Origin of the sequence: Luteibacter sp. 9135 (assembly GCF_000745005.1) — a bacterium.
In the GTDB taxonomy this organism is placed as follows: Bacteria; Pseudomonadota; Gammaproteobacteria; order Xanthomonadales; family Rhodanobacteraceae; genus Luteibacter.
In genome coordinates this window covers 1603957-1628344 of record NZ_JQNB01000001.1, presented here as the reverse complement: position 1 = coordinate 1628344, position 24388 = coordinate 1603957, and the positions used below count along the sequence as shown (strand labels likewise).

General features: G+C 68.1%; 23 protein-coding genes and 1 pseudogene. 4 read left to right on the top strand and 20 right to left on the bottom strand.

Translation table 11 applies throughout. The annotated features are described in order from the left end of the window. The first annotated feature begins 27 nt into the window (after positions 1-27). Positions 28-945 carry a VirK/YbjX family protein gene (locus FA89_RS06950; RefSeq protein WP_036139520.1) on the top strand — a complete coding sequence of 306 codons (918 nt, stop codon included), beginning with the start codon at positions 28-30 and terminating at the stop codon, positions 943-945. Here the strand turns inward: FA89_RS06950 and FA89_RS06945 are convergent. The 6 genes from FA89_RS06945 to FA89_RS06920 all read right to left on the bottom strand — a co-directional run bounded on the left by FA89_RS06945 (position 889) and on the right by FA89_RS06920 (position 5733). Continuing rightward, the gene (locus tag FA89_RS06945; protein WP_051938594.1) at positions 889-1686 is read right to left on the bottom strand and encodes a glycosyltransferase family 2 protein; all 798 of its coding nucleotides are present in this window, start codon (positions 1684-1686) and stop codon (positions 889-891) included. The two genes, FA89_RS06950 and FA89_RS06945, sit on opposite strands and share 57 nt — an antisense overlap. Then, a complete protein-coding gene (locus FA89_RS06940) occupies positions 1676-2965 on the bottom strand; it encodes an O-antigen ligase family protein (RefSeq protein WP_051938593.1) in 1290 nt (429 codons plus the stop codon). The genes FA89_RS06945 and FA89_RS06940 overlap by 11 nt, the downstream gene beginning before the upstream one ends. Beyond that, the gene (locus tag FA89_RS06935) at positions 2962-4101 is read right to left on the bottom strand and encodes a glycosyltransferase (protein WP_036139518.1); all 1140 of its coding nucleotides are present in this window, start codon (positions 4099-4101) and stop codon (positions 2962-2964) included. The genes FA89_RS06940 and FA89_RS06935 overlap by 4 nt, the downstream gene beginning before the upstream one ends. A 61-nt stretch (positions 4102-4162) precedes the next feature. Beyond that, entirely contained in the window at positions 4163-4369 is a 207-nt protein-coding gene (locus FA89_RS06930) for a zinc-finger domain-containing protein (protein WP_036139517.1), read from the bottom strand. 109 nt (positions 4370-4478) lie between these two features. Beyond that, positions 4479-5069: a YceI family protein gene (locus FA89_RS06925; RefSeq protein WP_036139514.1), complete on the bottom strand. Its 591-nt coding sequence runs from the start codon at positions 5067-5069 to the stop codon at positions 4479-4481. A gap of 70 nt (positions 5070-5139) precedes the next feature. Then, the gene (locus FA89_RS06920) at positions 5140-5733 is read right to left on the bottom strand and encodes a malonic semialdehyde reductase (protein WP_036139511.1); all 594 of its coding nucleotides are present in this window, start codon (positions 5731-5733) and stop codon (positions 5140-5142) included. A gap of 96 nt (positions 5734-5829) precedes the next feature. Here FA89_RS06920 and FA89_RS06915 point away from each other — a divergent pair, with 96 nt between their 5' ends. Beyond that, positions 5830-6819 (top strand): mitochondrial fission ELM1 family protein, encoded by a 990-nt coding sequence (locus FA89_RS06915; RefSeq protein ID WP_240003863.1) that lies wholly within the window; start codon positions 5830-5832, stop codon positions 6817-6819. Here the strand turns inward: FA89_RS06915 and FA89_RS06910 are convergent. From FA89_RS06910 to rpoZ, 5 genes are all read right to left on the bottom strand, one after another. Continuing rightward, entirely contained in the window at positions 6816-9410 is a 2595-nt protein-coding gene (locus FA89_RS06910) for a glycoside hydrolase family 31 protein (protein WP_051938592.1), read from the bottom strand. The two genes, FA89_RS06915 and FA89_RS06910, sit on opposite strands and share 4 nt — an antisense overlap. 44 nt (positions 9411-9454) lie before the next feature. Beyond that, positions 9455-11575, bottom strand: coding sequence for an ATP-dependent DNA helicase RecG (recG, locus tag FA89_RS06905; RefSeq protein WP_036139509.1), 2121 nt, complete (start codon positions 11573-11575; stop codon positions 9455-9457). Between the two features lie 16 nt (positions 11576-11591). After that, entirely contained in the window at positions 11592-11975 is a 384-nt protein-coding gene (locus tag FA89_RS06900; protein WP_036139507.1) for a RidA family protein, read from the bottom strand. Positions 11976-12206: 231 nt separating this feature from the next. After that, complete coding sequence (locus tag FA89_RS06895; RefSeq protein WP_051938591.1) at positions 12207-14393, bottom strand: RelA/SpoT family protein; 2187 nt, start codon at positions 14391-14393, stop codon at positions 12207-12209. Positions 14394-14504: 111 nt separating this feature from the next. Beyond that, entirely contained in the window at positions 14505-14795 is a 291-nt protein-coding gene (rpoZ, locus tag FA89_RS06890; RefSeq protein ID WP_036139505.1) for a DNA-directed RNA polymerase subunit omega, read from the bottom strand. 184 nt (positions 14796-14979) lie between these two features. Between rpoZ and FA89_RS06885 the strand changes: the two genes are divergently transcribed. Further along, the gene (locus FA89_RS06885) at positions 14980-15801 is read left to right on the top strand and encodes an MlaA family lipoprotein (protein ID WP_036143821.1); all 822 of its coding nucleotides are present in this window, start codon (positions 14980-14982) and stop codon (positions 15799-15801) included. 336 nt (positions 15802-16137) lie between these two features. Here FA89_RS06885 and FA89_RS06880 read toward each other — a convergent pair whose 3' ends face one another. From FA89_RS06880 to FA89_RS06845, 8 genes are all read right to left on the bottom strand, one after another. Beyond that, positions 16138-16434, bottom strand: coding sequence for an STAS domain-containing protein (locus tag FA89_RS06880; protein WP_036139502.1), 297 nt, complete (start codon positions 16432-16434; stop codon positions 16138-16140). Beyond that, on the bottom strand, positions 16431-17108 hold the full coding sequence (locus FA89_RS06875; protein WP_036139500.1) for an MlaC/ttg2D family ABC transporter substrate-binding protein: 678 nt from the start codon (positions 17106-17108) through the stop codon (positions 16431-16433). Before FA89_RS06875 ends, FA89_RS06880 begins: the two co-directional genes overlap by 4 nt. A gap of 20 nt (positions 17109-17128) precedes the next feature. Continuing rightward, positions 17129-18004: an outer membrane lipid asymmetry maintenance protein MlaD gene (mlaD, locus tag FA89_RS06870; protein WP_036139498.1), complete on the bottom strand. Its 876-nt coding sequence runs from the start codon at positions 18002-18004 to the stop codon at positions 17129-17131. Between the two features lie 58 nt (positions 18005-18062). After that, the gene (mlaE, locus tag FA89_RS06865; RefSeq protein WP_036139495.1) at positions 18063-18830 is read right to left on the bottom strand and encodes a lipid asymmetry maintenance ABC transporter permease subunit MlaE; all 768 of its coding nucleotides are present in this window, start codon (positions 18828-18830) and stop codon (positions 18063-18065) included. Further along, positions 18827-19639, bottom strand: coding sequence for an ABC transporter ATP-binding protein (locus FA89_RS06860; RefSeq protein ID WP_036139493.1), 813 nt, complete (start codon positions 19637-19639; stop codon positions 18827-18829). Before FA89_RS06860 ends, mlaE begins: the two co-directional genes overlap by 4 nt. Beyond that, positions 19636-20253: a guanylate kinase gene (gmk, locus tag FA89_RS06855; protein ID WP_036139490.1), complete on the bottom strand. Its 618-nt coding sequence runs from the start codon at positions 20251-20253 to the stop codon at positions 19636-19638. The genes FA89_RS06860 and gmk overlap by 4 nt, the downstream gene beginning before the upstream one ends. 229 nt (positions 20254-20482) lie before the next feature. Further along, complete coding sequence (locus FA89_RS06850; protein WP_036139488.1) at positions 20483-21403, bottom strand: M14 family metallopeptidase; 921 nt, start codon at positions 21401-21403, stop codon at positions 20483-20485. Positions 21404-21498: 95 nt separating this feature from the next. Next, positions 21499-22194, bottom strand: coding sequence for a 4'-phosphopantetheinyl transferase family protein (locus FA89_RS06845; RefSeq protein ID WP_185754262.1), 696 nt, complete (start codon positions 22192-22194; stop codon positions 21499-21501). 47 nt (positions 22195-22241) lie between these two features. Here FA89_RS06845 and FA89_RS06840 point away from each other — a divergent pair, with 47 nt between their 5' ends. Next, the gene (locus tag FA89_RS06840) at positions 22242-24068 is read left to right on the top strand and encodes an aminodeoxychorismate synthase component I (RefSeq protein ID WP_036139486.1); all 1827 of its coding nucleotides are present in this window, start codon (positions 22242-22244) and stop codon (positions 24066-24068) included. A gap of 30 nt (positions 24069-24098) precedes the next feature. On the opposite strand, the pseudogene FA89_RS06835 reads toward FA89_RS06840, so the two are convergent. Beyond that, positions 24099-24377, bottom strand: a pseudogene (locus FA89_RS06835) (metalloregulator ArsR/SmtB family transcription factor); the annotation flags it as partial. Between the last annotated feature and the right edge of the window lie 11 nt (positions 24378-24388).

Below are 24388 nucleotides of genomic sequence, written 5' to 3'. Positions count from 1 at the left end.
TACCCTTTGGAGACGGACCTTTTAACCATGCAGTCGATCTTTCGCTTCGCGCGCTCCTTACGTGGTCGTGGTGCCTGGCACCGCAAGCGCTCGCACGTCGTGAATGCCGTGATCAACTACCTGGGACGCAGCCTCACGCGCTGGCGCCGGCACGATGCGTGGCTGGCCTTCCTGGAGACGCCGCCCATGGCGGGCGTCTCGTCGGTCGACACAATCCTCACCGAGCGATACCAGCACCGCTACATCCACAAGGCGTGGTCGTGGCAGAAGCGCATGGACGTGTTGCGCGGGCACTACGAGTTCGCGCTGACGCATTTCCCGCGCCCGCTCTTCCACATGCTCTACCGCGAGCGCACGGTGCTGCTGGGCAAGGTCATGCTGCGCAACGGCGAGCCGCTCTCGCTGGTGCTGAAGGCGCCCTACCGCCGCGCGCGGGAAGGCGAGATGACCCTGTCGCTGGTGGACCACCAGGGCATGCAGCTGTCCTATGCCGCCTTCTCGTTCATGGACGACGGCAAGGCCATCGCGATCGGCTGCCTGCAGGGCGCGCCCAACCACGCCGGGCTGGAAGCCGTGCGCGAACTGACCCGCCAGTGCCACGGCCTGCGCCCGAAGAACCTGCTGCTCTCGCTGATCCGCGCGCTGGCCGAGGCATTCGAGGTGGAGCGCGTGCTGGGCATCTCCAACGAGTCGCATGTGTTCGCCGGCATCGCGGATAAGGTCAAGGCCGACTACAACGGCTTCTGGCGCGAGTCCGGCGGTACCGAAACCGCCGACGGCTTCTACGCCATGGCGCCGCACGAGCCGGTGCGTTGCGAGACCGAAGTGGAAAGCAAGCGGCGCAGCGAGTTCCGCCGTCGCGAGGCCCTGCGGCGCGAGGCCTGCGAACTAGTTGTCGCGGCGTTCGGTTTCGAACGCGCCGTGGCCATGCCGCTGGCCGCCTGACATGCGTCGTTCGTATAGCTTGGCGTATTTCAGGAACGCGTAGAACGCGTGCACGCGGGCCGCGACGAAGCCGGCCCAGCCGCCCCGCCAGTGCCCCCGCCAGAGGTAGTACCGCGCGAACGCGATGCTCGGGTACACCACCATGCGCAGGCGCAGGAGCCGTGGCTGACGCGTCAGCCGGTCGCGTACCTGCAACGACGAATACCGGTTGGCCTTGTCCACGCGGCCGCCGATGTCGCGCTCGCCGTAGTGGTCGATGATGGCATCCAGGCGCCGCACCGGCCCGTCGACGCGCACGCTCTCATGTACTTCGTGGCCGCTCATCGCGGCGCGCGTGCGATCGAACAGGCGCACGTAGTGATTCAGGCGTGCGCGGTCGGGTTGCCAGCGCCAGAACACCCATTCGCGGCGAAGCAGTTCGAAGCCGGCCACGTCCGGCGCGACCAAGGCCGCCTGGATGCGCTCGGCGGCCAGCGCCGGCAGGGCTTCGTCGGAGTCGAGCAGGAGCACCCAGCGATGCGCGGCCAGGTCGATGGCCGCCTGCTTCTGCGCGCTGTAGCCCGCGAACGGCTGTACGTGCACGCGCGCGCCATGCGACAGGGCGATGGCGACCGTCGCGTCGGTGGAGCCGGAATCCAGCAGCAGGACGTCGTCGGCGAAACGCACGGACGCCAGGCAGGCGCCGATCGTCTCCGCGTTGTCGAACGTGGTGACCACCACGGATAGCGGCTCACGCGCCACGGCGAGGCACCTCGTCGGTCACGTCGGGCAGGTCGGCGAACAGCGCCGCGCACCACACCGCGAACAGCCACGCGGTGAACAGCCCCCACCACGCCGAATAGAAGGCCATGTGCGTATTGAGCGGAAAGAAGATCGCAAACAGCGCGACGGTAGCGGGGAAGGCTCGTGCACGCGCCACCGGACCCGCGCGCCACCAGGTGCGTACCGCCAGCACGGTGGCGGCCAGCCAGGCCAGCAGGCCGAGGGTGCCGGTTTCCGTCGCGGCTTCCAGCATCACCTGGTGCGGATGGCAGGCGCCCTCGCCTTCCCCACATTTCTCGGTGGTCAGGAAATGGTCGCCGGGCGTGGCGACGGATGGATAGGCCACGCGGAAGCCGCGCACGCCGACGCCGTTGATCGGGTGCGCCACATAGAGGCGCAACGAGGTGGTCCAGATATCCAGGCGACCGGTCAGCGCGGTGTCCACCCCCGCCTCCGTACCGGTCAGGGCCGGCAACGTGTGCGCCATGCGGTCACGGAACCGCGGCGACACCTGCCAAGCCAGCATGCCCACCAGGGCCACGACCACGCCCATGCCGAGGCAGGCCACGGCAAACCGGCGGAAGCTGCCTGCCTCGCGCCAGAGGAAGGCCAGCGCGACCAGCGCGTAACAGACCCAGGAGGCCCGCGATCCGGACAGGAGCACCGGCCCCATCGCCAGCAGGAAGGTCGCCAGCAGGCCACGTCGGCCCCAGCGCTCACGCGCGGCCCACAACAGGAAGGGCGCCAGGGCGGACACCGCGGGGCCGAGTTTCAGGTTGTAGGCACCGAAGATGCCGGACAGCCGTTCCGGATGCGACGCCCCGGCCAGGCCGTAGCCGGTGATCGCCTGCACCCAGGCATCGACCACCCACACCGCCACGACGACCGCTGTAGCGAACCACAGGGCCCGCACCTTGCCCGGCCGGCGCATGGCGAAACAGGTATAGATGCCCAGCGGCACGAAGCGCAGGATGCCGGCCACGGTGCCCCAGGTCTTGCCGGGCGCGACGGCGTCGATCGCCGAGACCAGCGCCGCGCCCGCGTAGGCGGCGAACAGCCAGAGGAAAAGCCGTGCGCCGGGATGGTGCCGCAGGGCCTGCGGTTCGCGCACCAGCAGCAGGATCGTGCCGATCAGGGCGAGGAACACACCCAGCTCCGCGCTGCGGCCGAACGGCAGCAACGCGGGAATCAGCCACACGGGCAGCAGCGGCGACGCCAGTCCCGCTTTCAGCAGGGCGCCGGGCCGTGACGCGCTCACGCGACCGGCGCGCCTTCGACCACTTCCGCGTACAGCGCCAGCGTGGCCGACTGCATGTCGACCAGGCGATAGCTTCGCGGCGGCGGGATGGGCGGGGCGAAGCGCAGGAGTTCCGCGGCACGCTCGACCAGGCGCTCGCGGTCGCCGGGCGGCACGCGACCGGCCGGATAGAGCTCTGCCAGCAACTCGCCCACGCCACCGTGGGCATAGCCCAGGACCGGGCGGCACAGGGCCAGTGCCTCGACCACCGTGCGGCCGAACGACTCAGGGCGTACAGACAGTTGCAGCACCAGATCGGACAGCGCGTAGACGTCGCGCACGTCGGCACGCGCGGGCGAGATGACCACGCGGTCGTCGAGCCCACGCGCATGGATCAGTTGGCGCAGTTCGGCCACGTAGGCTTCGCGCCCTGGCTCGTCGGCGCCCAGCAGGAGCAGGCGCACGTCGATGGCGCGCTGCTGGAGATCGGCCACCAGCTCGATCGCGTCCGCATGGCCTTTCAGGCGCGTACCGCGACCCGGCAGGGTCAGCAGCGGCGCACCGGCCAGTTGGGGGTATTGCTCGTGGAACGCGCGCTGCCAACTGTCGTCGGGGCGGTAGCCGTAAGGGAACGCCTCGGTGTCGATGCCGCGCGGGATGACCGAGATGCGGGCGGTGTCGATATCGTTCGGGTAATGGCGCAGCACGTAGTCGCGCAGGGTCTGCGAGACCACGATGACGCGCTCGCCGCGCAGCAGCACGGCGCTGTAGCGGCTGGGGCTGTTGAGTCCGTGCACCGTGGTGACGAAGTGCGGGCGGGGTTTCACGCCGCGCATCGCCCACCAGCCGATCCAGGCCGGCAGTCGCGACCGTGCATGGACGATGTCGGGCTGGACCCGGCGCAGCACGCGGCGCAAGGCGCCGACGGTGAGCAGGGTGGCCAGGGACTTGCGGCCGATCGGGAGCGTGACGTGCTCGCTACCCTCGGCCTCCAGCTGGGCGACCAGGCGACCGCCGGCCGACACCACCACCGAGCGATGTCCCGCCGCCACCAGGGCACGGGCGATTTCGAGCGTCGAGCGCTCCGCCCCGCCCGAATGGAGCGAGGGGATCAGCTGCACGACGGTCATCGTCCGGAGCGGGGCGACGGTGGCCATGGGTGGGTCCGTTGAGAGTGGTGACGCAGGCGAAGCACGAAACGTGCCCGCAAGGGCGCGTTCAATCCTTCAGGACGTAGTTGGCGCCGCAATACATGCACTTCGAGGTGCCACCCTCGTCCTCGATCGCCAGGTAGACGCGCGGATGCGAGTTCCACAGGTACATGCCGGGCATGGGACAGGACAGCGGCAGGTCGGCGCGCGTCACTTCATAGCGGTTTTCGGCATTCGCCGGGATGAGCGGCGCGGCCGCAGGATTGGGTCGCATGAGGAAACTCCGGGCGAAACGGTGGAACCGGGATCTGCGATGGTAACAAAAAAGAAAACCCGCGCCGTCGCCGGCGCGGGTCTTTCGCGGACCGCGAGGCCCGCGCGGCTTACTTCTTCTCGGCGGAAGCGTCGTGGCCTTCGGTCGTGATGCGGATCTTGATCTCGTCCGACACGTTGGGCACATACGCGCCGACGCCGAAGTCGGAGCGCTTGATGGTGGCGGTGGCGTCGAAGCCGACCGACTGCACCTTCATCATCGGATGCGGGCCGACCTTGTTCAGCGTGACGTCGAGCGTGACCGGCTTGGTTACGCCGTGCGCGGTGAGGTCGCCGGTGACCTTCAGCTTGTCCTTGCCGGCGGACACGACCTTCGTGCTCTTGAAGGTGATGTTCGGGTACTTGGCGGCGTCGAGGAAGTCGGCCGACTTCAGGTGCTCGTCGAGCTTGGGCACGAACGTGTCCAGGCCGGAGAGCGGCAAGGTCACTTCCACGGTGGACTTGGTGGGAGCGGCCTCGTCATACACCAGCGTGCCGTCGACCTGGCCGAGGTTGGCGGTCGGGTTGGAGAAGCCGAAGTGGTTCCAGCTGAACAGGACCATGGTGTGGGTCGGGTCGAGCTTGTAGGTGACCGGGGCGGCGACGGCGGTGCCGGCGGTGGCGAGCAGGCCGGCGAGGGCGACGTAACGGAGCATGCGCATGGGTGGTTCTCCAGCAGTGTGGGTACGACTAGGACGGCGGGAACGAAAGGTCACCGCGGGAAAGGGGGTATCACGCGATCTGCGCGGCTTCCTCGAAGCTGAGCCGCGGCAGGCGGTCGAACAGGTGCTGGCTGGCATCGCCGTAGCCGATGTTCACCAGGAAATTGGACTTGACGGTGGTGCCCGCGAAGAACTCGGCATCCACGCCGGCCTGGTCGAACCCGGACATCGGCCCGCAGTCCAGGCCCAGGGCACGGGCGGCCATGATGAGGTACGCACCCTGCAGCGAGCCGTTTCGCATGCCCGAGGACTGGATCATGTCTTCCTTGCCGACGAACCAGCTGCGGGCATCCGCATGCGGGAACAGCTTGGGCAACTGATCGTAGAACGCGAAATCGGTGGCCACGATGGCGGTGACCGGGGCCTGCATCGATTTCTCGGCGTTCGACTCCGCGAGGTAGGGCTTGAGACGCGCCTTGGCGTCGGCGGACTTGATGAACATGATGCGCATGGGCGATGAGTTGGCCGCGGTGGGACCGAACTTCGCCAGCTCGTACAACCGGTGGAGCTGTTCGTCGGTCACTTCCCTAGGTAGCCACGCGTTGTAGGTGCGGGCGGTGAGGAACAACTGGTCCAGCGATGCATCGGACAGCGGAGCGCTCATGGATATCCTTGTACAGTGACGAGACGCCAAACTCTGGCATTCCGACAGTGTAAGCGCCCCGGCGCCCCGTGTGGCCCGTCGGACAAGGAACGAAGTGTGCAAAAAACGATACCAATCGCCGAGCGCGGCCCGTGCTGGGTGATCACCGACGGGGCGGCGGGCAACCGGCGACAGGCGCTGGCGCTGGCCGAAGCACTCACTCCCTCCATCCGCGAGATCGTCGTCGAACTGCGCGCGCCCTGGTCGTGGGCCGCGCCACGCCTGCTGCCACTCGGCCGGCTGGCGCTCGGTCGCCACGAGCACCACCTGCGGCCGCCGTGGCCCCCGCTCGTCATCGGCTGCGGCCGCGCCGCCGCCTGGGCGACACGGCAAGTCCGCCAGTGGTCGCAGGGGGCCACGCTGGCCGTGCAGGTGCTCGACCCGCGGCTGGACCCGCACCACTGGGACCTGGTGATCGCTCCGGCACACGATGGCCTGGCGGGCGACAACGTGCTTGCGCCGCTAGGGTCGCTGCATCCGATCGACGATGCCTGGCTGGCCGACGGCCGTGACGCCTTTCCCTGGCTGGCCGACATGCCGGGCCCGCGCCTGGGCGTGCTGCTGGGCGGACACCGGCGTGGCGCGCCCTTCGAACGCACCGCCGTGGACGCGTTCCTGGCCGCCGTGCGCGCACGCCACGCGCGGGATGGCGGCAGCGTGCTGGTGGCGGCCTCGCGACGCACGCCCGACGCGCTGCTGCCGATCCTCCGCGAGGCCTTTGCCGACCTGCCCGGGCTGGTCTGGACCGGCGACCACGACGGCGCCAACCCCTACCCCGGCATCCTGGCCTGGGCGGATCGCCTGGTGGTCACGCCGGATTCGGTGAACATGCTCTCGGAAGCCTGCGCCACGGGCGCCCCCGTGCACACGTTCACCTCGGCGCCACTGGACGCGAAGCTGGCCCGGTTCCATTCGGGGTTGCGGCAGGCCGGCCTGTTGCACGACCTGGACGCCGACACACCTGCCCGGCAGGCACCGCTGCGGGAAACCGCCCGGATCGCGGCGGACGTGCGCCTGCACCTGGGCCTGACCGCGTCGGCCGCCTAGCGACCGAGACGGCTGCGGAAGCCGGCGCGCAGGTCGGCCGCTACATGGGCGGCCTCCAGGGTGGCGTCCACTTTCGCCAGCCGCCCGCGGAAGGCCGCCACCTCCGCCGCGAACCGGTCGGGGTGGTAGTCGATCAGCAGGTCGGCCTGCGCCGCGGCGGAGAGCTCATCGGGAAGGCCGCCGAAGTCGACCCAGTGGCCTTTCAGCCAGGCGACGGCCTCGCGCACGTCGCGCATCTGGCCGACCAGCCCATCCACATCCGGCGCGTCCGCGGGCCAGGTCACCTCGACCACCTGCGGCTGTGCCGCCGCATGCTCGGGCAGCACCACGTGCAACGTGAGGTCGCGACCACGAAGCCGCCACGTGCCCGGCGCGCCATCGTCGGCGCGGGTGAGCGTCACGCCGTCGACGGTAACGCGCGAGGGCATGGCCACCGCGACGAAATCGACCGACCAGCGACGCGACGCGGGCATGCCCGGATAGCTGCCGTCACGTGCGGCGATGCGCAGGCGCACGCCGTGGGGTCGCTTCTCCGTCGCCAGCGCCGTCCGAGCGAAGGCGCTGGCGCGATAGGCCTCGTCGTCGCCGGCATCTTCATACAGCTCGGCCGTGGCCTGGCCACCGGGGTAAACGCGCAACGTGCGTGCGCCGGTGTCGTGGGACACGCTCACCGTGGGATCGGCGCTGGTGGGAACGATGGCGCCGGCGCGCGCGAACACCGGTGTTTCGTCCAGGCGGTAGCGTCCCTGCACGGTGCGCTCGCCCCGCAACGAACGGCCCCGCACGGTATCGAACCAGGCACCGCGCGGCAGCCAGGTCTCGCGAACGGCGAAGCCGTCCGCACCGGCCGCCGCCGTGACCGGATCGACCAGCAGATCATCGCCGAACAGGTACTCGCCATCGCTACGATAGGAGCGATCGTCGTCGGGCCACGCGTAGTACAGCGGCCGGACCAGCGAGACACCAGTGTCGTATGCCTTGCGGGCCATGGTGTAGGTGTAGGGCAGCAAGCGGTAGCGCGTCAGCACCGACTCGCGCAGGGCGTCGAACTCGGCCGGCGCGAACCGCCAGGGCTCCTTGCGCAGGTTCGGGTTCTTGGTGGTGTGCGTGCGCATGATCGGGCTGTAGGCACCGAACTGCATCCAGCGCACATAAAGCTCCGGGTCGATCCGACGCGTCGCCGGATCGCTTTCGTCGCGGAAGGTGTGGCCGCCGAGGTCGTGGCTCCAGTAGCCGTACAGCACGTTCGATGCCGTCGCGGTGAACCGGGGCTGGAACGCCAGCGAGGCCCACGAGATGATCGAATCGCCCGAGAAACCCACCTGGTAACGATGATTACCGAGGCCGCCCCAGCGGTGGTAGATCAAGGCGCGCTTGCTGTCGGTCTGCTGCATACGGGTGAAGAACACATGGTTGAGCCACCACGTGTTGCTCAGGCCCGGCATGGCCTTGGATTCGCGCCATTGCTGCCAGTCCAGCCACCAGAAGCTCACGCCCATGCGGTGCAGCGGATCGAGCACGGTGTCGAACAGGGCCGACATGTAGGCGGCATCGGCCGCCTCGAACGGCAGCGGATGAGCGGGGTCGGCCTTCATCCGCGCCATGAAGGCGGCGTAGGCGTCCTCGTGAGGCAACACACCCGAGGCGGGATGCAGGTTCAGGGTGACCTTCAGGCCCTGCTCGCCCAGCCAGTGCAGCAGGCGCTGCGGGTCGGGGAACAGGCTGCGGTTCCACGAGAATCCCGTCCAGCCCGGCGTCTGCCCGGCGATGTCGCGTTGCGTGCCGCTGGACGACAGGCCGGGCGTGGTGTGCCAGTCCATGTCGATGACCAGCACGTCCAGCGGGATGCCGTAGCGCGCGAAGTCGGCGGCAACCTCGCGCACCTCGCTGTCGCTGTAGTTCCAGTAGCGCGACCACCAGTAGCCGAAGGCATAGCGCGGCGGCAGCGGCTCGTGCCCGGCAACCCGCGCGAAATCGCCCAGCGCCGCCACGTAGTCGTGGCCGTAACCGAAGAAGGTCCAGTCGGTGCAGGTGGCGCACTCGCGACGATGCACCCAGGGCAACGCCTCGTTGCCGAAGACGAAGCTGCCGGTGTCGTCGACCAGGTGCCAGCCATCGCGCGACAGCAGGCCGTCGCCAAGATCCAGCGGCGTGTTGTCGGACGCATGACGGTCGCCATCCACCTGGTCCAGCGTGCGTGCCGTGCCGCCGAGGTTGTGCGCTTCCTTCAGCCCCGGATGCCATGCCACGGCAGGCTTCAGCTGCTTCGAGGCGATGCTGAGGTTGTCGGCCGTGAAGGGGCCCGAGCCTTCCTTGTAGCGCAGCGTGAGCAGGGCCGTGCGGATGACCAGCCAGCCGTTGTCGTGGGACACACTGGCGGGCACGTCGGCGCCGTTGCCGCGCGTGGCGAACACCAGCGACGGACGATCCTCGAACTGTGTCGACGGTGCGTATTCCATACGGATGACACGCGGGGTAAGGACCGTGAAGCGGGCCTCGCCACTGACGACCGGAGCAGCGTGCGCGGGGAGCGCCACCATGGCGAGCAGGAGAAGGGCCGTGGACACCACGGCGGCCCGGATCACAGTCATTCGCATGCCCCCATCGAAGGAAGCTACGACTCTAGCACGCTGTTTCAGGCATCCACATAGCGTGCCGCATCGCCCACCCAGCGCGCGATGAGACGCTCGCAGCGCGCGGGGTGCTCGGCCATCATCGCCTCGGCCACACGTTGCACCTCGGGCATGAGATGGCCGTCGCGCGTCAGGTCGGCGATGCGGAACTGCAGCTGGCCGGTCTGCCGCGTGCCCAGCACTTCGCCCGGGCCGCGCAGTTCCAGATCCTTCTCGGCGATGCGGAAGCCGTCGTTGGTCTCGCGCATCACCTGCAGGCGCTCGCGCGCCAGCCGGGACAGCGGCGTCTGGTACAGCAGCACGCAGTTCGAGGCGATCGCGCCGCGCCCGACGCGCCCGCGCAACTGGTGCAGCTGCGCCAGGCCCAGGCGCTCGCTGTTCTCGATCACCATGAGGCTGGCGTTGGGCACGTCCACACCGACTTCAATGACGGTGGTGGCGACCAGCACGGCGAGTTCGCCGGCCTTGAACGCATCCATCACCGCCTGTTTTTCCTTCGGCTTCATGCGCCCGTGGATCAGGCCCACGGCGAGGTCCGGCAGGCCCGTGGTCAGTTCCGCGTGCGCCACCTCGGCGGCCTGCGCGTTGAGCTGTTCGGATTCCTCGATCAGCGTGCACACCCAGTACACCTGCCGCCCCTGCATGCAGGCGGCGTGGATGCGCTCCATGACCTCGTAGCGGCGCTCGTTGGAGATCGCCACGGTCTGCACCGGCGTACGACCGGGGGGCAACTCGTCGATCGAGGACACATCCAGATCGGCGTACGCGCTCATGGCCAGCGTGCGCGGGATGGGCGTGGCGGTGAGCACCAGCTGGTGCGGAATGAGGGCACCATCGGCGCCCTTGTCGCGCAGGGCGAGACGCTGGTGCACACCGAAGCGGTGCTGCTCGTCGACGATGACCAGCCCCAGCTTGTGGAACGCCACGCCCTCCTGCATCAGCGCGTGGGTGCCGACGACGACGTGCGCCTGCCCGTCCGCCGCGCGGGCCAGGGCGCTCTTGCGCGCCTTGCCCTGCACCTTGCCGGCCAGCCATTCCACCTCCAGGCCGAGCGGCTCCAGCCAGGCGCGGAAGTTGCGCAGGTGCTGCTCGGCCAACAGCTCGGTCGGCGCCATCAGGGCGACCTGATAGCCGCTTTCCACGGCGGCGACGGCGGCCAGCGCGGCGACCACGGTCTTGCCGCTGCCCACGTCGCCCTGCACCAGGCGCAGCATCGGATGCGCGCGCGACAGGTCGCGTGCCACTTCCTTCGACACGCGCGTCTGCGCGCCGGTGAGCGCGAACGGCAGCGCGGCCAGCAGGCGATCCTTCAGCGTGCCGGCGCTTTTCAACGCCGGTGCCTTGCGCTCCTTCACCGCGGCGCGCATGCGACGCAGGGTGAGGTGCTGGGTCAGCAGTTCCTCGAACGCCAGGCGCTGCTGCGCAGGATGCCGGCCCGCCTCGAGCTGGCGCAGGTCGACATCCGTCGGTGGCCTGTGCACGTAGGCCAGCGCGTCGCGCAGCGAGGTGAGCCCCGCCGGGCGACCGATGTCCTCGGGGATGAGTTCGAGGCGATCGTCGGTGGGCAGGTGGGCCAGCGCGCGGCCGATGACACTGGCGAGGCGTCGCGGGCCCAGGCCTTCCGTGGTGGGATAGACCGGCGTGAGCCGCTCGTCCATCAATACGGCTTCATCCGCCTCGATGCGCTGGTATTGCGGGTGGACGATTTCCAGGCCCTGCGGGCCCTGTCGCACTTCGCCGAAGCACAGCAGTCGCGCGCCCTTGGGCAACTGGTCCACCTGCGACTTGCGGAAGTGGAAGAAGCGCAGCAGCAGAGGACGTCCGGACTCGTCGCCGATGATCACCTTCAGCTGCGGCCGGAAGCGAAAACCGCGCTCGACGTGCTCGACCACGCCCTCCACCTGTGCACGATCGCCCGGGCGCAGGTCGCCGATGGGCACGACGGTGGTGCGATCCTCGTAGCGCAACGGCAGGTGGAACCAGAGGTCCTGCACCTCGCGAAGACCCAGCTTGCGCAGGGTCTCGGCCAAGGCCGGACCCACGCCACCCAGCGAGGTCAGCGGCGCACGCCCAGGGTCCGCTGCCGGAATGGCAGCGGACGGAGGTGTCGCGCGTCGGGCCACGGGAACGGGGCGGGCCTTACGGCAGGACGAGGATCGCGTCGACCTCGACCTGGGCGGCCTTGGGCAGGCCCGAGACCTCGATGGTGGAACGCGCCGGGTACGGCTGCTGGAAGTATTCGGCCATCACCGCATTCACGGCGGCGAAGTTGCCCAGGTCGGTCACGTAGATGCCCACGCGGACGATATCCGACAGCGTGCCGCCCGCCGCCTCGGCGACCGCGACGAGGTTGTCGAACACGCGCCGCGTCTGCGCGGTGATGTCGCCATCCACAAGGTTGCCCGTGGCGGGATCGAGCGGGATCTGGCCCGAGAAATACACGGTGTTGCCGGCACGAACGGCCTGCGAATACGGGCCAATGGCGGACGGCGCCTTGTCGGTAGCGATGGTGCTGCGGGTCATGGGGAGGGTCCTTGTGGGATCGACCGCCAGTCTATCCATGCCGTGGAATCGCCGCTAGCGAGGTGTGCCCGCACCTCGCGGTAGGAGCGCACGATGTGCGCGAAAAGCCAACAAAGCGGTGAAGAGGCAAGACCCCAAGGGCAACGCAAGCCCCATTCGCGCACATCGTGCGCTCCTACCCACGGCAATGGGGGACCGTGCGGGTGGTTGGGGGTGGCGCGGGCGGGGTGGTCAGAGGGGGTGGCGGTACACGCCGCTGACGACGCCGGTGCGGCGGACGCGGCGCATGACGTCGGCGAGGTGCTTGCGGCCCTTGACCTCGATGGCGAACAGCAGCGTGGCGGCGGTGCTGTCGCGCTCGATGTATTCGACGTTCTCGATGTTGGAACCGGCATCGGCGATGGCGGCGGCCACGGTGGCGAGCACGCCGGGGCGGTTGAGCACTTCGATGCGCAGTTCGGCGCGGTAGTCGCCGGCCACGTCGCGGTCCCACTCGATGGCCACGATGCGCTCGGGCGTCTTGCGGAACTCCGGTACGTTCGGGCATTCCACCCGGTGCACCACGATGCCCTTGCCCGAGGACAGGAAGCCGATGATCTCGTCACCCGGCAACGGGTGACAACAGTTGCCGAAGCTGAGCACCCCGCGCTCGGCACCGCTGATGCGGATCTTTTCCGCGCTGTGCTGCTGCTCGGGCGACGCCTGCGGGCCACCGGCGCCCGGGCCCAGCAGGCCGAGCAGCTGCACGGCGACCTGGTCGGCGAAACGGTTGCCCAGCGCGATCTCGGAAAGCAGTTCTTCCAGACGCTTCAGCTTCGCGTCTTCGAGGAAGCGATCCAGCGTAGCGGCCGGCACGGCATCCAGGCTCATGCCACGGGCGTCGAGCGCACGGTCGAGCATGCGATGGCCGAAGTCCACGGCATCCTCGTGCTGCAGGTGCTTGAGGTACTGACGGATGGCGGTGCGCGCCTTGCCCGTCACCACCGCCTCGAGCCACGCGGGGTTCGGCACGGCCGAGGGGGCGGTGATGATCTCCACCTGCTGGCCCGAGACCAGGCGCGTGCGCAGCGGCACCAGCTTCTTGTCCACGCGGGCCGCGACAGCATGATCGCCCACGTCGGTATGCACGGCATAGGCGAAATCCAGCGCCGTGGCGTTACGCGGCAGCGAGAAGATCTCGCCGCGCGGCGTGAACAGGTAAACCTCGTCCGGGAACAGGTCGATCTTGACGTTTTCGAGGAATTCCGACGCCGACGGCGTGTTGGCCTGGCTATCGGCCAGCGCGGACAACCACTCCCGGGCACGCGCCTGCGCGCTGTTGGACGGGCCGGAGTCGGTCTTGTAGGCCCAGTGCGCGGCCACGCCGCGCTCGGCCACCGACTCCATCTCCGAGGTGCGGATCTGGATCTCGATGGGGGCGCCGAACGGACCCAGCAACACGGTGTGCAGCGACTGGTAGCCGTTGCCCTTGGGGATGGCGATGAAATCCTTGAAGCGGCCGTCCACCGGCTTGTACAAGCCGTGCACGGCGCCGAGCGCCATGTAGCAGTGCATGGCGCTGTCGGTAACGACGCGGAAGCCGTAGACATCCATCAGCTGCGCGAACGATTTATGGTCGCCGCGCATCTTCGAATAGATGCTCCACGCCGACTTGATCCGGCTGACGGCGCGGCCGGGGATCTTCTCGGCGGCCAGGCGGCCTTCGAGCGCCATCTCGATCTTGGCCATGGCCTCGCGGCGATTGCCGATGGCCGCCCGGATACGCTCGCCGATGATGCGGTGGCGGTCCGGATACAGCGCCTTGAAACCGAGATCCTGCAGTTCGGCCTTGAACTTGTTCATGCCCAGGCGCTGCGCGATGGGCGCGTAGATCTCCAGCGTTTCGCGGGCGATGCGGCGACGCGAGGGGGCGTCCTTTGCCCCCAGGGTGCGCATGTTGTGCAGGCGGTCGGAGAGCTTGATCAGGATGACGCGCAGGTCGCGCGCCATCGCCAGGAGCATCTTGCGGAAGCTTTCCGCATCGGCTTCCTGGCGGCTGGAAAACCGCATCTTGTCGAGCTTGGTGACGCCGTCGACCAGCTCGGCCACGGTCTCGCCGAACTCGCCGGCCAGTTCGTCCCGCGCCAGCCGGGTGTCTTCCAGGGTGTCGTGCAGGATGGCCGCGATGATCGTCTCGGCATCCAGGCCCAGTTCGGCCAGCACGTGGGCCACCGCCACAGGGTGCGTGATGTACGGCTCGCCGGATTTACGCGTCTGTCCCTCGTGCGCGGCGGCACCGATGAGGAAGGCGCGCCGGATGCGCAGCACCTGGTCGTGCGGCAGGTAGGTGCCTACCCGTTCCTCGAGGGCCTGGACGTAAGGCGGCACCGGGCCGTCGTCCAGCACGTCGGTCAGTTTCTTGACGGGAATGACTTCCATGGGAGGCCCTGTGCCGTCAGCCGGCACAGCCTCCCGCGCGCGGCGTCAGCGGCCGCGCGTCAGGGCGCGCAACGTTAGGATAAATGCAGGGCCGACAGCGACCCGGCATCATCAGTCATCCCCGCCCTTGGAGAGGTCGTCGTCCACTTCCGTGGCGGCCCACTCGAGGGCTTCGCGCTCGGCACGCTCGCGGGCGGCGCGGTCGATTTCGTCGATCATTTCGTCGTTGACGCGGCGGTCGGCGATTTCGCGCAGGGCGAGCACGGTCGGCTTGTCGTTGTCGGGATCGATGGTGGGCTCGGCACCCTTGGACAGCTGGCGCGCGCGTTTGGTCGCCATGAGCACGAGCTCAAAGCGGTTGTCGACTACCTCAAGGCAGTCTTCGACGGTAATTCGGGCCATTTCAAATCCTTGACAATAAAGATACTTCTGACCGGGCAGTTTAGCGGTCCGGCCCATTGGCTGGCAATGAGGGGACGGGTATCATGTGGGGTTCTGACCAGGAAGGGCGGGTGTAGTGCAAATAATAAAACCAGGCGGTACACTATCCTATCGCCCCGCCCCCGAAGCCACTCCGATGCGCCCCATGCCCTTTTTCCGGATCGTCCGTCGTGCCGTCGGCCTCGCGTCGCTGGCGTTGCTTGCCGCGTGCCATATCGCGCCGCCTCGCACCGACGACCCGAACGAAAACTTCAACCGGAAGGTCTACGCCTTCAACGACAAGCTGGACAAGGCGATCATCCGCCCTGTCGCGGTAGGTTACCGGAAGATCACCAACCCGCCCGTCCGTACGGCGGTCAGTGACTTCTACACCAATATCCGCCTGCCGATCACCATCGGCAACCAGCTGCTCCAGTTCCGTCCCGGCCAGGCGGCCGTGACCACGGGGCGCTTCGTGGTGAATCTGACCATCGGCGTCCTCGGCTTCAAGGACCCGGCCAGCATGCTCGGCATGCCGCTGTACGACAGCGACTTCGGCGTCACCCTGGCCCGCTGGGGCGTGCCCGAGGGCAGCTACCTGGTCATGCCGCTGATCGGCCCGACCACGGTGCGCGACGTCTGGCGTCTGCCGGTAGACAGCTACTTCTTCGACCCGCTGAGCTACCTGAGCCGCAACCACGACTTCCACAGCGGCCAGTACTACGCCCCGTCGGTCCTGTACCTCATCACGGTCCGCGCCCGCGCGATCGATGCCGAGAGCTTCCTCGCCTCGGCCTACGATCCGTACGTGTTCCTGCGCGACGCCTATCGCCAGCAGCGCCTCTACCAGATCTACGACGGCAACCCGCCGGCCGAAGCGATCGAGCAGATGCAGGGCCTGAGCGACAGCAACAAGGATTTCGACCCGGAGCAGCTCCTGGACGAACAACACAAGTGGGAACGGTCGAACGGGCAAAAGCCCAACTGATCAAGGAAGGGCCCTTCGGGGCCCTTTTTTTGGTCCTGGTTTGGGCCGTTTTCGGGGGTCGGTGCGTTGGGGACTCGGGGGCTTGGGGACTCGGGGGCTCGGGGGCTCGGGGGCTCGGGGGTAGGAGCGCACGCACGTGCGCGACATGTGTTGAGGCCGTGCCTTCAACCTTGCGCGTTAGCCCTGTGCGTGGACGCGATGCCTTTCGCGCACGAGCGTGCGCTCCTACACGCCTATCGGGAACCTCAGCGCTCGGAGGCGTGACCGGCGCGCCAAATCGCGCTCATGAAAAAGGCCCCGCAGGGCCTGGATCAAACCGATCATCGACGAACAAAGCTAGAGCAACGCGTCGACGCCCGACACCCGCGCCAGCGCATGCAGGCCCTGCGGCGCACGGGCAACCGAGATCGCCCTGCCCTTCGTCCTGCCATGGGCCAGCAAGGCCAGCACCGTGGCGAGGCCGGCACTGTCGGCGTGCGACACGCCACCCAGGTCAAGCACGGTCTGGTTGCCGCGATCCAGCTCGGCGCGTGCGCCGTCGAGGGCCGCGGCCGCCGTGGCGAACGTGAGATCGCCGGACACCGCAAGGGTGTCCGGCGAAGGCGTCGCCAGCGAGAACGACGCCTGGCTCACTTGCCGGCGCCGCCCGTGTCTTTCTTCATATCGTCGATGGCGCCCGCACCCTTGGTCTCGAGGTCGGTGGTCAACTTGTCGAGGCCTTCCTTCTTGATCTCGGCATCCACCTGGTTGCGGTAGTTGGTGATGTACGAGATGCCTTCGATGATCACGTCGTAGGCCTTCCAGTCACCCGACTTCGACTTGCGGAACGCGTAGTCGACCGAGACCGACTTGCCGTCGTCGAGCATGACCTGGGTGCGGACCACGGTGCGCTTGTTGTTGAGGTCGCCGGAGGACGGCAGCACCTTGACCTTGCCGCGCGTGTAGTTCAGCAGGCCTTCGGCGTAACGATGGGTGATCGAGTTGTAGAACGCCTTGGCGAAGCGCTCGCGCTGCTCGGGGGTGGCCTTCGAGGCGTTCTGGCCCAGCACCAGGATCGACGCGTAGTCGATATCGAAGTGCGGCAGGAACGTATCGTCGATCACCGCGATCAGTTTCTCGTGATCGTTCTTGAGCTCGGCCTGGTGGCCTTCGATGGCCTTGCCCAGATCGTCGGAGATGGTCTGGACGATCTGCTCCGGGCCCTGCTGCTGGCCGGCGGAGGCCGGCGCGGCGTCCTGGGCGAGCACGGGTGCTGCCATGACGCTGCCGAGGGCAAGGGCGATGGCGAGGGAAATCTGACGCAGCATGCGATGTCTCCTGGACCGGCTTACTTCTTGCCGGCGTTATCGGGGTTGGCGCCACCCTGCGGGGCACCGTTCTTGTTGTCGCTCGGCGAGCCGTTCACGAGGAACTTGCCGATCAGGTCTTCCAGCTGCAGCGCGGATTGCGTGAGCACCAGCTCGTCGCCGTCCGCGAGGTATTCCGGCGAGCCGCCCGGCTGGATCGCAACATACTGGCTACCGATCAAACCGCTTGTGAACACCGCCGCGGCCGAGTCATCCGGTATCTGGGAGTAACGCTTGTCGATCGCAAGGGTCACGGTGGCTTCCGTGGCACCCGGCTTGACCAGCACCGAAGACACGCTGCCGATCGGCACACCGGCCAGCTTGACCGCCGCGCCCGGCTGCAGGCCACCGATGTTGGTGAAGTTACCGGTGACGTGGAAGGTGCCGCCCAGGCGATCCGGGGCGCTGCCGCCACCGAAGAACTTGCCGAGCATTTCTTCCAGCTGCTGGGCCGGACGGGTGAAGGCGAGCTCGCCGCCGGCTTTCAGCGGGGTCTTCGACTGGCCGTACTGCAGGCCCACGTACTGGTCGCCCAGGAGGCCGCTGGTATAGATCGTCGCAACGGAATCGTCCGGGATGTCCTTCCGATTGTCGTCGATGGCCAGGGTGACCTTGGCTTCTTCCTTACCCGGGACCAGGTCGATCGACTCGACCGAGCCAACCCGGACACCGGCGACCTTGACTGGCGCGCGCGCCTTCAGCTGGCCGATGTTGGAAAAGCGGGTGGAGACCTCGTAGCTGGAACCGCGGTGCGAGTTGGCTACCGAGGTGGTCTGCGTGGCCAGGTAGGCCAGCGCGGCAAAACCGAGCACGATGAACAGGCCGGTGCCGACGGCATAGGAACGTCTTTGGGTCACGGCACGATCCTCGAAGGGGAAAGAAGGGAGGGGAAAGTCATGGCGGGTCTCCGGTGCCTCAGATCAGGAACGAGGTGAGGACGAAGTCCAGCGCCAGGATGGCGATGGACGAAGCGACCACCGTGCGGGTCGTCGCATAGGCGACGCCCTCGCTGGTGGGCGGGGTGGTGTAGCCCTGGAACACGGCGATCAGCGAGACCACGATGCCGAAGGCGAAGGACTTAAGCAGGACACCGTTGATGATGTCCTTGTGGACGTCGACGGAGGCGGTCATGTTCGACCAGAACGTGCCGTTGTCGATGCCCAGCCAGGTGACGCCGACCAGGTGGCCGCCGAACACGCCCATGGCGCAGAACACCACACCGAGTAGTGGCAGCGCGATCACGCCGGCGAGGAAGCGCGGCGCCACCACGTAGGCGATGGGATCGACCGCCATCATTTCCATGGCGTCGAGCTGGTCGGTGGCGCGCATCAGGCCGATTTCCGCCGTCACCGATGTGCCCGCGCGGCCGGCGAACAGCAGCGCGGTGACCACCGGGCCAAGCTCGCGATAGATGGCGATGGCGACCACGGTGCCCGTGGCCGACGTGCCGCCGAAGATCGAGAGCACGTCGTACAGCTGCAGGCCGAGCACCATGCCGACGAACAGTCCGCACGTCATCACGATGGTGAGGCTCATCGCGCCGACGAACCATATCTGGCGGAGCGTCTCGCGGAAGTAGCGGAAGCTGCGCGGGATGGCCGCCAGCACGGTGAGCAGGAACAGGCCACTCGCACCGATCTGGGCGAGGCTGCGGATGACGACGTTGTCGTCCCGGGTAGTCATGCCTTGCCTCCGGGGAAACCCAGCGCGGTGGCGTAATCGCCCGCGGGATACTGGAAGGGAACCGGACCATCGATCTGCCCGCCGAAGAACTGCGCCGTCCACGGCGAGCCGTCGGTGGCCAGGGTGGCCGGGGCGCCCTGCGCCACGACCTTGCCGTTGGCGATGAGATAGACGTGGTCGGCCACCTTCTGCACCGCGGCCAGTTCGTGCGCCACCAGCACGCTGGTGATGCCGAGGGTCTCGTTGAGCGTGCGGATCAGCAGCAGCACCTGGTTGAGCGCGATGGGATCCAGGCCGACGAAGGGTTCGTCGTACAGGATCAGGGCCGGGTCGAAGACGATGGCGCGGGCCAGCGCCACGCGCCGGGCCATACCGCCGGAGAGCTCGGTCGGCTCCAGCTTCGCCGCACCGCGCAGGCCGACTGCCTCGAGCTTGTTCAGCACGATGTTGCGGATCAGTTCCTCCGGCAGGTCGGTGTGCTGACGCAGCGGAAAAGCGACGTTCTCGAACACGTCGTAATCCGTAAGCAGGGCGGAATTCTGGAAGAGGTAGCCGATCCGCTCGCGCAGGCCGAACAACTTCTCGCGCGACAGCGCGGGGACGTTCTGGCCGTCGACCTCCACCGTGCCGGCGTCGCCGCGCATCTGCCCGGTGATGTGCTTGAGCAGGGTGGTCTTGCCGGTGCCGCTGGGCCCCATGATCGCGGTGACCTTGCCGCGCGGAATGTCCAGGTCGAGCGCGTCGAAAATGGTCTTGCCGTTGAGCACTGTGGTCAGTCCGCGGATGCGGACGATGGCGTCGTCGGTCATGGGGCCAGCAACTCCTGGATCAGCGTTTCATGGCGGCGCGCCGCCACGGGCGCGCGCTGGCGTACGGCGCGGACGATCGACTGGAGGTCCGCCAGGGCGTCCTCGAAACGGTCGTTGACGATGATGTAGTCGAACTCGTGCGCGTGGGCGATTTCCTCGCGCGAGTTGAACAGGCGGCGCTCGATCACTTCCGGCGCGTCCGAACCGCGGCCGCGCAGGCGGCGTTCCAGTTCCACCCGCGAGGGCGGCAGGATGAACACGCTGACGCAATCCGGCTTGCCCTGGCGAACCTGCCGCGCGCCCTGCCAGTCGATCTCGAGCAGGACATCGGCGCCGTCGGCGAGTTTTTCCTCCACGACGATGCGGGAGGTGCCGTACAGGTTGCCGTGGACTTCCGCGTGTTCGAGGAAGATGCCGTCGGCGATCTCGCGCTCGAAGTCCGCGCGCTCGACGAAGAAGTAGTGACGGCCGTATTGCTCACCCACGCGCGGGGGGCGCGTGGTGTGCGAGATCGACAGGGAGATGTCCGGCTCGCGCGCCAGCAGGGCGTTGACCAGCGTCGACTTGCCTGCGCCCGAGGGAGCGGCCACCACGAACAGGGTGCCTTCGATCATCCGCGGGTGTCTCGTGGGGGGTTCATGGCCTCTCCGTGAGCCGGCAACAGGCGCTGGCCGGCATGGACCGGGGCGCGTGCCGTGGGGCAAAACGCGATTGTAGCGAAATTATGGCGTGTCCCGGCTTTCGCGAGGGCTTCAGCCGGACGAGGCCGGCTTCCCGGCGCGCGTCCGGACTCTCCTACAGCCGCTGGCCAGGCCGGTCGCGGACCCGGCCAGCGGGGCGCCGTCACCCCTGGGCCAGCGCGTAATCGAAGCCGGCCCGCACCGCCGCCACCTGCGCGTCGTTGCACTGCTGCGGCGTAGCCCGCGGGCTGTCCGGGTAGACCTCGGTGGTGGTGACATAGCGGGCATCGGTGATGCCGGCACAGAGTCCGAGCGCCTTCACGTCGTATTCGATGACGCCCGGCGCGACGACGGGCGAGCCGATGATCTCGCCCCGCTCATCCGCCGGGGCGATATGGGTGACCTTCGCCACCGCGTCGATCATCGCCTTCTGGAAGGCCGGCTGCGGGTTGGTCGCGCTGTCGACCAGGTAGAACCCGTCGGGAATCTCACCGGGCTCGTAAGCGGTGCCGTCGCGCGCCGTCAGGGCGGGACGAAACTCCGATTCGTCCGAATCGGTGGTCTCATGCAGGTCGATATGGACCAATACCGTGTCCGCCAGCGGCGCCAGCAACCGGACCAGCGCCGCCGACTCCGCCGCCGGGCTGTCCAGGCGGAAGTTGCGGTTGGGGTCGATCGCGTCGGGATTCCAGCGCAGGATGCGCTCGTAGGCCCAGGGGCTGACGCAGGGAACGACCAGCAGGTTGGCCCGGCCGGTGTAGTCGGCGCCGTGGTCGCGCACGAATTGCAGGGCGCCTTCGACACCGCTGGTCTCATAGCCGTGCACGCCGCCGGTCACCAGCAGCACGGGCAAGGCGTCGTTCCAGTCACGGCTGCGGATCGCCAGCAGCGGGTAATGGCCTTCTGCATAGTCGAGCGCACCGTACTCGCCGACCTCGAAACGCTGGCGCAGCGGCTCGATCGCCCCCAGGACATCGTCGGCATAGCTGCGCTTCCTCACCTGGCGGGCGCGCCAGGTGGCGACGTCCGCCGCGGTCCAGGGCTGGCCGGGCGTACCGACGGGATAGAAGGGGGTAACGTTCATCGTGCGCGACCTTGCGGGTTCGGGTAGCCGCCGAGTGTCCCTGTCCCCGGCCGGCAGCTCAACCCCTGCCCCGCCCGTCGTCAGTGAAGGAGGCGCTACGGCCGCCACGCGCAGGTGGTCACGACCGAACGATGGTCGAGCACACTGAAGCCGAGCCGGACCGACGTGCCGCGCGGCAACGACGGTGCGAGGTCTTCGGCCACATCCGCCTCGATGATGCCCTCGTCATGCGAGGCGCGCCGCAGTGTCAGTGCCGAGAAGTCGAATATCCGTCCCACCGTCGCCGCGGTGGCCTTGAAGAAGCTCTCTTTGGCCGAAAAGGCGGCCGTCAGCGCCGTCGCCCGATCGGTATGCACGACCAGGTCGACCAGCGCGGTCACCTCGGCCTCGGTGACCACCGAGACGAGGATCGCTTCGATGGCGCTGTCGGACACCACGTCTTCCAGGTCCAGCCCCACGCCGCGAAGTGGCCCCACCGGGAGGGCCACCGCAGCCGCCATGCGGGACGCATGCGTGATGCTGCCGATGAAACCCTCCGGCCAGCATGGCGCCCGCGACGCGGACGTGCCCAGGTCGCCCACGTGGACTCCCGCCGCGGCCAGGGCGGCCAGGGCGACGCGCCGGCCGGCCAAGTATTCCGCGCGCCGCTTGGGCACACTGCGTTCGATGGTGGGCGGACAGGCGATGCCGTAGGCCGCGAACAGCGCCAGATCGGACTCGGCCGGATCGAACGGCACGACGAACGCGTCCGGCAGCCCGCCGGGGTGTCGCGACAGGGATAACCTGGCCATGTCGTGCATCGATCGGTCTTCCATGTGATGGGGCAGCGGGAAACAGTATGCTGCCCGATGTGAACGATAGCCGTGGCCAGGTGATACTCGACAACGCGCGCGACGGATGGGCGGAAGTCTTCTCGCGCCCGTCGCGCACCTTCGTGGCACGGCAGCCCGCCGACGTGCCCGGCACCCTCGCAGCCATGCAGCGAGCGCTGGCCGCGGGCCAACACCTGGCCGGTTATTTCAGCTACGAACTGGGCTACGTCCTGGAGCCGCATCTCGGCGACCGGCTGCCCGCCGAGCGGCAGGTGCCGCTGATCTGGTTTGGCCAATACGACGAGCCGCCGACGATCCTCCAGGGCGATGCCATCGAAGCGCTCTGGCCGCGGGATCGCGTCTACGCCTCGCCGTTGACGTTCGAATGGGACAGGAATGCTTACCGGAACCGTTTTGACGCGGTCATGGAGGCGATCCGCCGGGGCGACGCCTATCAGGTGAACCTGAGCATGCGCGCGCATTTTTGCGTGACCGGCGATCCACGCGCGCTCTACGGACAGCTTCGCCATACGTCCGGCGGCGCGCACGGCGCGTTCATCGACGACGGCGAGCGTCAGTTGCTGGGTTTCTCCCCGGAACTGTTCTTCGCCCTCGACGCCGAAGGCACCATGACGACACGCCCCATGAAGGGCACCGTGCCGCGAGGCGCGGACGACGTCAACGATCGCGCCCAGCGCGAGGCATTGCGGAACAGCCTGAAGAACCGCACCGAAAACCTCATGATCGTCGACCTGATCCGTAACGACCTAGGGCGACTGGCGGTGCCCGGCACGGTGACGGTGCCCGAACTATTCACTGTGGAAACCTACCCCACCGTCCACCAGATGACCTCCACCGTGCAGGCGACACTGCCGTCCGGCAGTCCTATCGCAAGCATGCTGGCCGCGCTGTTTCCGTGCGGCTCGATCACCGGTGCGCCGAAGATCCGCGCGATGCAGATCATCCGTGACCTGGAGGCGTCGGCGCGCGGCGCGTATTGCGGTGCCATCGGCCATTTTGCGCCCGATGGCGCGGCCCGCTTCAGCGTGGCGATCCGCACGCTGACCGTTACCGACGGCGTGGGCGAGCTGGGCGTGGGCGGCGCGGTGGTCAGCGATTCGGACGCCGACCAGGAATACGACGAATGCGTCTTGAAGGCACGTTTCTACGAGGCCGGACGCCGCCCGATCACGCTACTGGAAACGCTGCCCTACCAGGCCGGAAGGTGGCCGCGACTGCACGGACACCTGCGACGGATGCGCGACGGAGCGCGGGCACTGGGGCTTACCTTCGACCTGTCAGCCGCGACGACTGCACTGCGCAAGGCGACCGCCGACGCCGGTGCGACGACCCGCAAGGTGCGGCTGGTCCTGCACGACGACGGCAGCATGACCGCCGAAAGCACCGCCCTGCCACCGACGCCCGAGGTCATGCGCTTCGTCATCGCCACCCGGCGCCTGTGCAGCGACGATCCCCTGCGCATTTACAAAACGGGTTGGCGCGAAACCTACGATGAGGCGCTTGCCGAGGCGAAAGCCCATGGCGCGGACGAGGCCATCCTGCTCAACGAGCGCAACGAGGTGTGCGAGGGCTCGTATACCAACCTCTTCATCGATGACGGGCATGAGCTGCTGACGCCGCCGCTGCACACCGGTGCCCTGCCCGGCCGGCTGCGTGCGACGCTGATCGCGGCCGGGCGATGCCGGGAGGCCGTGCTCACCGTCGACGATCTGGAAAGGGCCGGCACGATCTACCTGGGCAATTCGCTCCGCGGCCTCGTAAAAGCGGCTCCGCTATCAGCGCAGCATGCGAGCGAAGCGCACACGCTCGCCGGCAGCTGGCGCGTCGGCTAGTCGGGACGGCGCCGCGGCAGCGGGAAGCCCGTCGCCGCAGAAAATGGCATGCAGTGCTTCCAACAGGGCGCGCACCCGTTCGTCGGCCACCGAGTAGTAAATGGATCTCGATTGCCTGCGGGTGACGACGAGCTGGTTCTGGCGGAGTTCGGCCAGCTGCTGTGACAACCCTGGTTGACGAATGCCCAGGTCGCGTTCGATCTGGCCCACCGCACATTCGCCCTGGGCAATGTGACACAGCAGCAGCAAGCGCGTGGGCGTACCGAGCAATCGCAGCAGGTCCGCCACCTCGGGCACGGCAGCCTTCATGGCCTCCAGGT

What these genes read in the sequence shown, in the direction of transcription:
- FA89_RS06950 (WP_036139520.1), top strand. Translation starts at nt 28, where the DNA reads ATGCAGTCGATCTTTCGCTTCGCGCGCTCCTTACGTGGTCGTGGTGCC.
- FA89_RS06935 (WP_036139518.1), bottom strand. Translation starts at nt 4,101, where the DNA reads ATGGCCACCGTCGCCCCGCTCCGGACGATGACCGTCGTGCAGCTGATC.
- FA89_RS06930 (WP_036139517.1), bottom strand. Translation starts at nt 4,369, where the DNA reads ATGCGACCCAATCCTGCGGCCGCGCCGCTCATCCCGGCGAATGCCGAA.
- FA89_RS06925 (WP_036139514.1), bottom strand. Translation starts at nt 5,069, where the DNA reads ATGCGCATGCTCCGTTACGTCGCCCTCGCCGGCCTGCTCGCCACCGCC.
- FA89_RS06920 (WP_036139511.1), bottom strand. Translation starts at nt 5,733, where the DNA reads ATGAGCGCTCCGCTGTCCGATGCATCGCTGGACCAGTTGTTCCTCACC.
- FA89_RS06910 (WP_051938592.1), bottom strand. Translation starts at nt 9,410, where the DNA reads ATGACTGTGATCCGGGCCGCCGTGGTGTCCACGGCCCTTCTCCTGCTC.
- FA89_RS06900 (WP_036139507.1), bottom strand. Translation starts at nt 11,975, where the DNA reads ATGACCCGCAGCACCATCGCTACCGACAAGGCGCCGTCCGCCATTGGC.
- FA89_RS06895 (WP_051938591.1), bottom strand. Translation starts at nt 14,393, where the DNA reads ATGGAAGTCATTCCCGTCAAGAAACTGACCGACGTGCTGGACGACGGC.
- rpoZ (WP_036139505.1), bottom strand. Translation starts at nt 14,795, where the DNA reads ATGGCCCGAATTACCGTCGAAGACTGCCTTGAGGTAGTCGACAACCGC.
- FA89_RS06885 (WP_036143821.1), top strand. Translation starts at nt 14,980, where the DNA reads ATGCCCTTTTTCCGGATCGTCCGTCGTGCCGTCGGCCTCGCGTCGCTG.
- FA89_RS06875 (WP_036139500.1), bottom strand. Translation starts at nt 17,108, where the DNA reads ATGCTGCGTCAGATTTCCCTCGCCATCGCCCTTGCCCTCGGCAGCGTC.
- mlaE (WP_036139495.1), bottom strand. Translation starts at nt 18,830, where the DNA reads ATGACTACCCGGGACGACAACGTCGTCATCCGCAGCCTCGCCCAGATC.
- FA89_RS06860 (WP_036139493.1), bottom strand. Translation starts at nt 19,639, where the DNA reads ATGACCGACGACGCCATCGTCCGCATCCGCGGACTGACCACAGTGCTC.
- gmk (WP_036139490.1), bottom strand. Translation starts at nt 20,253, where the DNA reads ATGATCGAAGGCACCCTGTTCGTGGTGGCCGCTCCCTCGGGCGCAGGC.
- FA89_RS06850 (WP_036139488.1), bottom strand. Translation starts at nt 21,403, where the DNA reads ATGAACGTTACCCCCTTCTATCCCGTCGGTACGCCCGGCCAGCCCTGG.
- FA89_RS06845 (WP_185754262.1), bottom strand. Translation starts at nt 22,194, where the DNA reads ATGGCCAGGTTATCCCTGTCGCGACACCCCGGCGGGCTGCCGGACGCG.
- FA89_RS06840 (WP_036139486.1), top strand. Translation starts at nt 22,242, where the DNA reads ATGCTGCCCGATGTGAACGATAGCCGTGGCCAGGTGATACTCGACAAC.